Origin of the sequence: Corallococcus sp. CA054B (assembly GCF_003611625.1) — a bacterium.
GTDB classification, from domain to species: Bacteria; Myxococcota; Myxococcia; order Myxococcales; family Myxococcaceae; genus Corallococcus; species Corallococcus coralloides.
In genome coordinates, this window is record NZ_RAVY01000289.1 from 1 (window position 1) to 8,841 (window position 8,841).

At 71.6% G+C, this 8,841-nt stretch carries 8 protein-coding genes; 4 read left to right on the top strand and 4 right to left on the bottom strand.

The genetic code is table 11. The annotated features are described in order from the left end of the window. The first annotated feature begins 97 nt into the window (after positions 1-97). A complete protein-coding gene (locus D7V80_RS38670) occupies positions 98-415 on the top strand; it encodes a DUF4398 domain-containing protein (protein WP_043321207.1) in 318 nt (105 codons plus the stop codon). Positions 416-432: 17 nt separating this feature from the next. Further along, a complete protein-coding gene (locus D7V80_RS38675; RefSeq protein ID WP_120592824.1) occupies positions 433-1,860 on the top strand; it encodes an OmpA family protein in 1,428 nt (475 codons plus the stop codon). Positions 1,861-1,970: 110 nt separating this feature from the next. On the opposite strand, the gene truD is transcribed toward D7V80_RS38675, so the two are convergent. The 3 genes from truD to D7V80_RS38690 are packed head-to-tail and all read right to left on the bottom strand — an operon-like array spanning position 1,971 to position 5,288. After that, positions 1,971-2,993, bottom strand: a complete 1,023-nt coding sequence (gene truD, locus D7V80_RS38680) for a tRNA pseudouridine(13) synthase TruD (protein ID WP_120592825.1) — start codon at positions 2,991-2,993, stop codon at positions 1,971-1,973. Further along, positions 2,990-4,309, bottom strand: coding sequence for a DUF4388 domain-containing protein (locus D7V80_RS38685; RefSeq protein WP_120592826.1), 1,320 nt, complete (start codon positions 4,307-4,309; stop codon positions 2,990-2,992). The genes truD and D7V80_RS38685 overlap by 4 nt, the downstream gene beginning before the upstream one ends. Positions 4,310-4,316: 7 nt before the next feature. After that, positions 4,317-5,288, bottom strand: coding sequence for a thioredoxin domain-containing protein (locus tag D7V80_RS38690; RefSeq protein WP_233586050.1), 972 nt, complete (start codon positions 5,286-5,288; stop codon positions 4,317-4,319). Positions 5,289-5,376: 88 nt separating this feature from the next. Here D7V80_RS38690 and D7V80_RS38695 point away from each other — a divergent pair, with 88 nt between their 5' ends. Together D7V80_RS38695 and D7V80_RS38700 are read left to right on the top strand one after the other, a co-directional pair. Continuing rightward, positions 5,377-6,438 carry an asparaginase gene (locus tag D7V80_RS38695; protein ID WP_120592828.1) on the top strand — a complete coding sequence of 354 codons (1,062 nt, stop codon included), beginning with the start codon at positions 5,377-5,379 and terminating at the stop codon, positions 6,436-6,438. Between the two features lie 71 nt (positions 6,439-6,509). Beyond that, positions 6,510-7,421 carry a GGDEF domain-containing protein gene (locus D7V80_RS38700; RefSeq protein ID WP_014395138.1) on the top strand — a complete coding sequence of 304 codons (912 nt, stop codon included), beginning with the start codon at positions 6,510-6,512 and terminating at the stop codon, positions 7,419-7,421. A gap of 46 nt (positions 7,422-7,467) precedes the next feature. Here D7V80_RS38700 and D7V80_RS38705 read toward each other — a convergent pair. Next, the coding region (locus D7V80_RS38705; protein ID WP_120592829.1) for a HEAT repeat domain-containing protein at positions 7,468-8,841 on the bottom strand (1,374 nt) is incomplete at its 5' end.

Sequence of the window (8,841 nt, forward strand, 5' to 3'; positions counted from 1 at the left end):
CTGCTTCACGCCAACCGCCCGATTCTTGACCCCCCCGGAGGCGATTGATACGACCGGCGACCAGTCTGTCTCCGCTCTGTCGACCGAGGCCCCCGTGATGACGAAGCAGTCGCTCCTGTTGGCGTTCGCGGGCGTGCTGACCGCATGTGGCCCCGTGAAGTCCACGTCCAACATCCTCGACGCCGAGGTGCAGATCCAGGCCGCGCGCACCGCCGGGGCGGAGAAGGAAGCCCCCTACGAGTGGACGGCCGCCAACCTCTACCTGCAGAAGGCGCGGGAGGAGGTCGGCTATTCGGACTACCAGGCCGGTGTGGACTTCGCCGTGAAGGCCTCGCGCTTCGCCAACGAGGCGCGTGAGAAGGCCATGTCCGCGGCCAACAGCGGCGATTCCCAGGGCCGCCCCCAGAACCCGTGACGCCCGAGCGTTCTCCGATGAAGCGTCTGACCCAGTCCGCGCTTTTCACCCTGCTGCTCACCTCCCTCGCCTGCGTCAGCGGCAACAAGATCCGCGCTGACACGGAGGTGCTCACCGCCGACGTGGAGCGCGCCCGCCGTGGCGGCGCCCTGCGCTGCGCGCCCGCGGAGCTGGCCGCCGCGGAGGCCAACCTCGACTTCGCCCGCGGAGAGCTCAGCCAGGGCAACAGCTCGCGCGCCGCCCAGCACGTGCGCGACGCCGACACCGCGGTGAAGCGCGCCCTGGAGCTGTCCAAGAACTGCGGCCCGCGCCAGGTGCTGGTGCGCGACCGTCCGGAGACGCCGCAGGCGCAGCCGGACCAGCCGCAGCAGCCCACCCAGCCCCAGCAGCAGGTGGTGGTGAGCATCGAGGAGACGGACAACGACGGCGACGGCGTCCTGGACAAGGACGACCCCTGCCCCGAGCAGGCCGAGGACGTGGACGGCTTCCAGGACCAGGACGGCTGCCCGGATCCGGACAACGACGGCGACGGCGTGCTGGATACGGCCGACAAGTGCCCGCTCATCCCCGGCGTGGCGGAGAACAACGGCTGCCCGCCGGAGGCCCCCAAGGACCGCGACGGCGACGGCGTGCTGGACAACGTGGACCGGTGCCCGGACCAGCCCGAGGACAAGGACGGCTTCGAGGACGAGGACGGCTGCCCGGACCTGGACAACGACCTGGACGGCATCGTGGACGGCACGGACAAGTGCCCCAACGAGCCGGGTCCGCTGCAGAACCTGGGCTGCCCCATCGTGGACAAGGACGGGGACGGCATCAACGACGACAAGGACAAGTGCCCGGACGAGCCGGAGGACAAGGACGGCTACCAGGACGACGACGGCTGCCCGGACCTGGACAACGACAGCGACGGCGTGCCGGACGCGCAGGACAAGTGCCCGAACGAGTCCGGCCCGCAGGAGAACGGCGGCTGCCCGGATCCGGACCGCGACGGCGACGGCGTGGTGGACCGCCTGGACGCGTGCCCTGACGACCCGGGCGTGAAGGAGGAGCGCGGGTGCGCCAAGCAGTACAAGATGGTCATCGTCAAGAAGGACCGGATCGAGATCAAGAAGCAGATCCTCTTCGGCACCGGCTCCGCGAAGATCATCGGCAAGCAGAGCACCACCATCCTGGATGAGGTGGCGCAGGCGCTGAAGGACGCGCCGTGGATCCGCAAGATGCGCATCGAGGGCCACACCGACTCGCTGGGCAACGACACGGCGAACCTGAAGCTGTCCCAGAAGCGCGCCGACGCGGTGATGGCGCAGCTGCTCAAGCGCGGCATCGACCCGGGCCGCATGGAGGCCGTGGGCTTCGGTGAGACGAAGCCCGTGGCGCCCAACAACACGAAGGCGGGCCGCGCGCTCAACCGCCGCACGGAGTTCAACGTCATCCGGCAGTGACGTGACGCGCCCCACCCCGCTCCGTCCAGGACGGAGCGGGACCAGCGGTTCCCCCTACGCGCCTCCCCGGGCCTCACGCCCAGGGAGGCGCGGTCGTTTCCGGGGGCTTCTCAGCCGTCCTTGAGCAGCTCGTGCAGCACTTCGGTGGCGTAGGCGCCGCGCGGCAGCTCGAACGTGAGCAGCGCGTCCTCGCCCTCCACCGTGAGCTCCGCCGCGCCCAGCCGCACGCGGTACGGACGGCGCGTGCCTTCCGTCTCGTCGCCGCCGCGCTGGAAGTCACTCGGCGTGACGCCCGCCTCCGCGAGCAGCCGCGCCTCGAACTCCGCCACCTCGCCCTTCGAGGCGGTCATCTTCGGGCCGAACATCGGACCCGCCGGGCTCACCTCGAAGGAGGCGACGCGCGGACCGTCCACGTCCGGCGCCTCGCACACGAAGAGGCCGCCCGTCTCCTCCTTGCGCAGCACGTCGCCCAGGAGCGCCGTGGCGAAGGTGCCCGCGGTGAGCCGCGCGGCCAGCGCCTGGTTGAAGAGGCGCGACTGGAAGGCGGACAGGTACAGCTTGCGCTGGAAGCGGTCCGGCCGCTTCGGCAGCCGCTGCCCCAGCAGCAGCATCCGGCCCAGGTCCGCGTTGTCCCCGGCCCGCCCGAAGCGCTGCTCCCCGAAGTAGTTGGGCACGCCCTGCGCGGCCAGCCGGGAGAAGGACTCCCGCGCGGCGCCCAGGTCCTTCACGCCGCGCAGCCGCAGCCGGAAGCGGTTTCCCTTCAGGTGCCCGGTGCGCAGCTTGTTGCCGTGCCGCTTCGCCTCCAGCACGCGCACGCCGTCCAGCGCGAACTCCGGCACGCGGGCTTCGGCGTTCGCGGGCACGGACAGCCACTGCCGCGTCACCGCCTGCCGGTCCTTCATGCCGGCAGCGCCGATGTCGTCCTCGCGCACGCCCAGCGCGGTCGCCAGCGCGCGAACCACCTCGCGCGTGTCCCGGCCGCGCTTCTCCACCCAGAGGTACAGGTGCGTGCCCTCGCCGGACGGCAGGTACGCGGGCAGCTCCTCCACCTCGAAGTCCTCGGGGGTGAGCTTGAACGCGCCGCCGCACCCGGGCACGCCCGCGGTCAGCCTCGGAAAGCCGGTGTCCGTCACGGCGCCTCGAGCGTGGCCAGGAGTTCCTTCACCCGGCGGGCCAGGTCCTCGTCCGCGCGCGACTCCAGCAGCTCCCCCACCTGGAACAGCAGGAAGAACATCACGTCGCTCAGCGCCTGGCGGAACGAGGCCAGCGGCTCGCTGCCCAGGTGCGCGCGGTGCTTGTCGAAGGCCTCCATCAACCGGCCCTCCGGCAGGCTCCCATCCGCCGCGAACGCCAGCCCCTCCAGCACGGGCGACGACGACAGCGCCTGGTTGGACAGCGCCGCGTTGGCCGCCGCGATGAACTCGCGGTCCATGCCGGAGCGGGCCACCTCGTCGCGGATCTCCCGGAAGATGAAGTTGAAGACGCGCGCCACCGGCCGGGCATCCACCGGAGCCGCCGCGCGCGCCGGCGGACGCACGCGCGGCGCGGCCGTCTTCTCCGGCGCCACGGCCGAGGCGGGAGCCCCCGCCGGCTTGTCCGTCAGCCCCGCGAAGCCGCCCTCCAGCAGGCGGAAGACGACCTTGGTGACGTCGAACTCGGACAGCCGCGCCGCGTGCCCCAGCTCCAGCACCGTGCGCCGCCCGTCCAGCATGGCCAGCACGCGGTCCTCGTCCTCCTCCAGCTTGCCGTCGGACGGACGCTTGCGCGCCACGTACATGCGGCCGTGGGGGATGCGCTTCCGGAAGTGCGCCATCTCGTCGATCTTCCGGATGCTGTCCATCAGCAGGCTCTGCGTGGACAGCTGGAGGGAGTGGCCCGTCTTCTCGTCCAGCGGCTGGTCGATGAGGAAGAACGACCCCTCGCGGCACAGCACGATGGCGTGGAAGATCTCACTCACCTGGTGCGTGACGCACTTGAAGAGGTCGTGCGCCTGGAGCACGCCCTTCTCCACCAGCGCCCGGCCCAGCTTGGACGCGGACTGCTCGCGCAGCACCGCCTCCACCTGCGCGCGGTCCGCGTAGCCCAGCCGCACCAGCACCTCGCCCAGCCGGTCCGCGGGCTCCTCGGAGGTGGCGCCGCGCACCTCGCCCTCGCGCAGCGTGAGCGACCGCTCGCCGCCCGGCGTGTGCACGCGGATGACGCCGCTCCAGCGCGACTGGCTGAGGAACGCGATGAGGTCTGACAGCGGAAAGCCGCCCGCGTCCCCCGAAAGCACCACGCGCGGCGTGGGGATGGAGCCCCCTTCCGGCGGCGTGCGGGAGAACACCAGCAGGTCGGGCGCGGTGGGCATCAGCGCGTACGTCCCCGAGCGTCCCGCGAGCGCGGGGATGCCGGTGCGGTCCTCGGGGACCAGCTGCGCGGCGCCATCGATGCGGAAGCGTTGGGTCATCGAAGGGTCAGTCAGCGGCCCACGCGTTGTTGTTCGCGCGCCACTCCACCTCGTCCTCCATGCTGTGCTCCAGCTGCCCCTCCTGGAAGCCCAGCTCGTAGGCACGTCCATTGAAGAACACGGACGGGGTGCTGTTGATGGCCGCCCTGCGCCCCTGGGCCTGGAAGCCTTCAATCTCGTCCTTGTACTGATCCGTCTTCAGCACGGCGGCCAGCTTGTCCCCATCCAGCCCCACCGACTTCGCCAGCGCGGGCAGCGCCTCCGGCTTGAGGTTGTTCTGCTGGCCGAAGAGCGCGTCGTGCATCTGCCAGAACTTGCCCTGGTCGCGCGCCCACAGCACCGCCTGCGCCGCGGGGACGGCGTTGGCGTGCATGGAGAGCGGGAACGGCAGGTAGCAGAAGCGCACCTCGCTGGGGTGCTTCTTCGCGAAGCCCTCCAGGATGGGCCGCGCCTTGCCGCAGAAGGGGCACTCGAAGTCGGAGAACTCCGCCACCGTCACGGGCGCGTTGGCGTCGCCCTGGCACATGCGCGGATCCACCTTGAGCTGCACGCGCGGCTCGCGGAAGGACGCGTAGTACTTGGACAGCGTGACGATGACCTCGCTCGCGGGCCCGCCCTCCGCCACCATCCGGGCGGACAGCCGCGCCATCCGCTTCGCGTGCTTGCAGGGCGTGTGCTGCTTGAGGCACGCGCCCAGCGAGTGGGGGCAGCCGCAGTAGCAGAACTCGTCGCTGAACACCGTGGCCAGCTCGCGCTTGGCCGCGGGCGGCAGCGCGGAGAAGTCCATGCCGGGGATGCCCGTCAGCACCTGGGCCGGATCCGCCGACGGCGCCTCCGCGGCGGGATTGGGGGCCGGAGCGGCGGGGGCAGGAGCCGGAGCGGCGGCCGCCGGGGCCTTGGGGGTGGCCGGAACCTCCGCGCTCTTGGCGCAGCTGGCGCCCATCAGGGTCGCCGCGGCCAGCACGGGAGCAACACGCATCCATCGAGGGAGGATCACGGCTCCGGGGTTTAGCCACGCGCGCCGGGCTTGTAAAGCAAGGCGGCCTTTGGCAGACGGCCCTTCGCCCATGCCCAGAGTCCTGATGTTGCACACGGGAGGCACGCTCGGAATGGCCGGTGGCCGGCCTTCCGCCCTGCGTCCCGCGGCCTTCTTCCAGACGCTCCGCAAGCGCGCCCCGGAGCTGTTCCAGCTGGCCGACATCGAACTGGAGCTGTTCTCCAACCTGGACAGTTCGGAGATGCAGCCGGAGCTCTGGAGCCGGATGGCCGCCCACCTCCACCGTCGACTGCCGGACTTCGACGGGGCGGTGGTGACCCATGGAACGGACACGCTCGCCTTCACGGCCAGTGCACTGTCGTTCATGTTGCGAAACCCGCCCTGCCCGGTGGTGCTGACGGGCTCGCAGCGGCCCCTGGGGGAGATCCGCTCGGACGCGCGGCTGAACCTCATCGACGCGGTGCTCTCCGCGCTCCAGGGTCCGCGCGAGGTGACCATCTGCTTCGACTCGCACCTGTACCGGGGCAACCGCACGCGCAAGGTGAAGGTGGCCGAGTACGACGCCTTCGAAAGCCCCAACTTCCCGGTGCTGGGCACGCTGGGCGTGGACGCCACCTTCGAGAAGGGCCTTGTGTCCCGGGGCCCCTTCCGGCTCCACGACAAGCTGGATCCGCGCGTCTTCCTCCTGAAGGTGTACCCGGGGCTGGACCCGGCCCTGCCCCTGCAGCTGTTGCCGCACGTGAAGGGGCTGGTGGTGGAGGCGTACGGGGCGGGCAACGTGCCCATCGCGCCGGAGCTGGGCCGCTCGCTCTTGCCGCTCTTCGTCCAGGCGCGGGAGCGGGGCGTCCCGGTGCTGGTGGTCAGCCAGTCGTACCGCAACGGGGTGGACCTCACGCTCTATGAGTCCGGGGCCAAGGCACTGGCGGAAGGGGCGGTGGGGGGCGCGGACATGACCCCGTCCGCGGCGCTGGTGAAGCTGATGCAGGGGCTGGCGGAGCACCCCCGGGGGGGCGAGGCCCTCTCCCGCTTCCTCCGGACGCCCGTGGCCGGCGAGCTGTCCGTCGGGCGGCCGACAGTTCCTCCACCGGAGAAACCCAGGCGCCGGCCGGCGCGGGTGGGGCGGGTCGGCTGACACCGGGTGCGTGAAAGGAGCGTGGGTGTGCTTGCCGCCGTGAAAAGGCGGCCCGTAAGATGGGAGGCGCGATGTCCGAGGAGAAAACTTCCGTCCATTCGATTTCGGACCTGCTGGGCAGCGCCCAGCAGCAGAGCGCCTATCTGATCGTGATCAGCGCCAAGTCCGCCGCCGGCATCGGGCGGATGTTCAAGCTGGACCGTTCAGAGGTGGTGCTGGGCCGCAGCTCGGAGGCCCAGTTCCAGGTCGAGGACGACGGCATCTCGCGCAAGCACGCGAAGGTGGTCGCCATTGGCGACGGCCGCTTCCAGCTCGTGGACCTGGGCAGCACCAACGGCACGTACCTCAACGGCCTGAAGGTGAGCGCGGCGCCGCTGTATGACGGCGACAAGATCCAGATCGGCTCCAACACGGTGCTGAAGTTCAGCATCCAGGACGCTCTGGAGGAGCAGTACCAGCGCAGCATCTACGAGTCCGCCACGCGCGACGGCCTCACCCGCGTCTACAACAAGAAGTACTTCATGGAGACGGTGCGCAAGGAGTTCGCGTACTGCCTGCGCCACCGCGTGCCGCTGTCGCTGGTGCTCTTCGACGTGGACCACTTCAAGCGCATCAACGACGTGTACGGCCACCCGGCCGGAGACTTCGTGCTGACGCGCATCGCGCAGCGGGTGGCGGACACGGTGCGCACCGAGGACCTGCTCGCGCGCTACGGCGGCGAGGAGTTCGCGCTGATGCTGCGCGAGTCCGCGGAGGACGCGGCCCTGGCGTGCGCGGAGCGCTGCCGTGTGGCGGTGGACCGCGCGGACTTCATCTTCAGCGGCACGCCCATCAAGGTGACCATCAGCCTGGGCGTGGCGACGCTGCTGGACTCGGACTTCTCCCAGCCGGAGGACCTCATCTCCGCCGCGGACAAGTACCTCTACCGGGCCAAGCACGCGGGCCGGAACCGCGTGGACGCCAAGGCCATCAGCGGCCCGTGAGCTTCAGGGGGAAGGCCGTGCTCCACGGCCCTTCCGCCTCCAGCCCTCAGCGTCCGAAGCCCAGCCGCCGCAGCCCTTCCGCCGACACGTGCTTCACGTGCGTGTCCGCGTCGTGCGCCGCAGCCTCGCTCAGCGCCGACACCGCATGGGGCCCGCCCAGCGTGCTCAACGTCCTCGCGGCCGCGATGCGCACGTCCACCACCGGATCCCCACGCAGGCGGTCCGCCAGGACACGCACGTGGGAGGTGCGGCCCACGAACTCCAGCGCCCTCGCCGCCGCCGCGCGCACCACCGGGTGCTCGGACTCCAGCAGGCCCGCCGCCTCGTCTCCGCGCGACGGCTGCCGGTAGGCGGACAGCACGTCCAGCGCGGCCACCACCACCTCCGGCGCGCCGTCCTCCAGCGCCTTCGCCGCCAGCGCCATCGCGTCGCCATTCCGGGGCAGCCCCCCCAGCGCGCGCACCGCGCCCGCACGCACCGGAGTCACGTTCGACGAGAGGAAGGGTGCCAGCCGCCGCGTGGGGGCCGGGCCCTCCGTGCAGTCCCCCATGAACGCCACCGCCTCCCCCTGCACCTCTGGAGTCCGGGCGTTGCGCCCCTCGGCCACGTCCCGCAGGAAGGTGAAGCACCCCTTCTCATGGGCCATCGCGCCCAGCCACGGCCGCGCGGCCTCCGCGGACTCCGCGTCCTTCACGCCCTGGAGCGCCACGTCCCGCAGGGGCTTCCCGGCGGACTCCGCCAGGCCCCGCGCCGCCAGCTCGCGGACCCGGCCGTCGTCGTCCCCCAGCGCCGCCTCCAGCTCCCGCTTCGCCAGCGGACCGTAGCGGCGGAGGGTGGCCACCGCCGTGCGCCGGCGCTGCACCTGAGCGGAGGTGAGCTCCGGCCGCAGCGTGTCCAACTCGCGCGAGTACACGGCGAAGAGCCGGTTGATGACCGCCTCGTCCGGGGGCTTCGCCTCCGTGAGGAGCAGCCGGCCCACGGACGCATGCTGCCGCTCGGCGACAGCGAAGAGCAGCTCCGCCATCACCGCATCACCGGCGACGGGCCGCGAAGCCACCGCGTCCAGCACCACGCGCGTCGCGGACCGCCCCTGGAAGGTGGCCAGGTGCAACAGCGCCGGCAGCCGCACGGACGGCTCCTGCGAGAACATCTCCAGCGACAGCGACTGCCGGACGGCGTCCCGCTTCGCCCAGACCCGAGCCGCGGCGGAAGGCCCCCGTGCGCCCGCTTCCCGCAGGAAGTCCGCCGTGGACCGGCCGGAATCGGCGGCGGCCCGGACGGCGGTGAGGCAGGCCCCCAGGTCCGCGTCCGGCGGGGTGTCCATGATCCAATCCGCCAGGGCCCGCCGCTCCGTCAGGCCGCGGCTCCGGGCCCCTGCCCGCACCGCGGCCCAGCGCACCCGCCAGCTGGAGTCCTTGAG

Bases quoted from the DNA above. Each gene is read 5' to 3' on its own strand.
- D7V80_RS38670 (WP_043321207.1), top strand. From the start codon at position 98: ATGACGAAGCAGTCGCTCCTGTTGGCGTTCGCGGGCGTGCTGACCGCA.
- D7V80_RS38675 (WP_120592824.1), top strand. From the start codon at position 433: ATGAAGCGTCTGACCCAGTCCGCGCTTTTCACCCTGCTGCTCACCTCC.
- D7V80_RS38685 (WP_120592826.1), bottom strand. From the start codon at position 4,309: ATGACCCAACGCTTCCGCATCGATGGCGCCGCGCAGCTGGTCCCCGAG.
- D7V80_RS38690 (WP_233586050.1), bottom strand. From the start codon at position 5,288: ATGCGTGTTGCTCCCGTGCTGGCCGCGGCGACCCTGATGGGCGCCAGC.
- D7V80_RS38695 (WP_120592828.1), top strand. From the start codon at position 5,377: ATGCCCAGAGTCCTGATGTTGCACACGGGAGGCACGCTCGGAATGGCC.
- D7V80_RS38700 (WP_014395138.1), top strand. From the start codon at position 6,510: ATGTCCGAGGAGAAAACTTCCGTCCATTCGATTTCGGACCTGCTGGGC.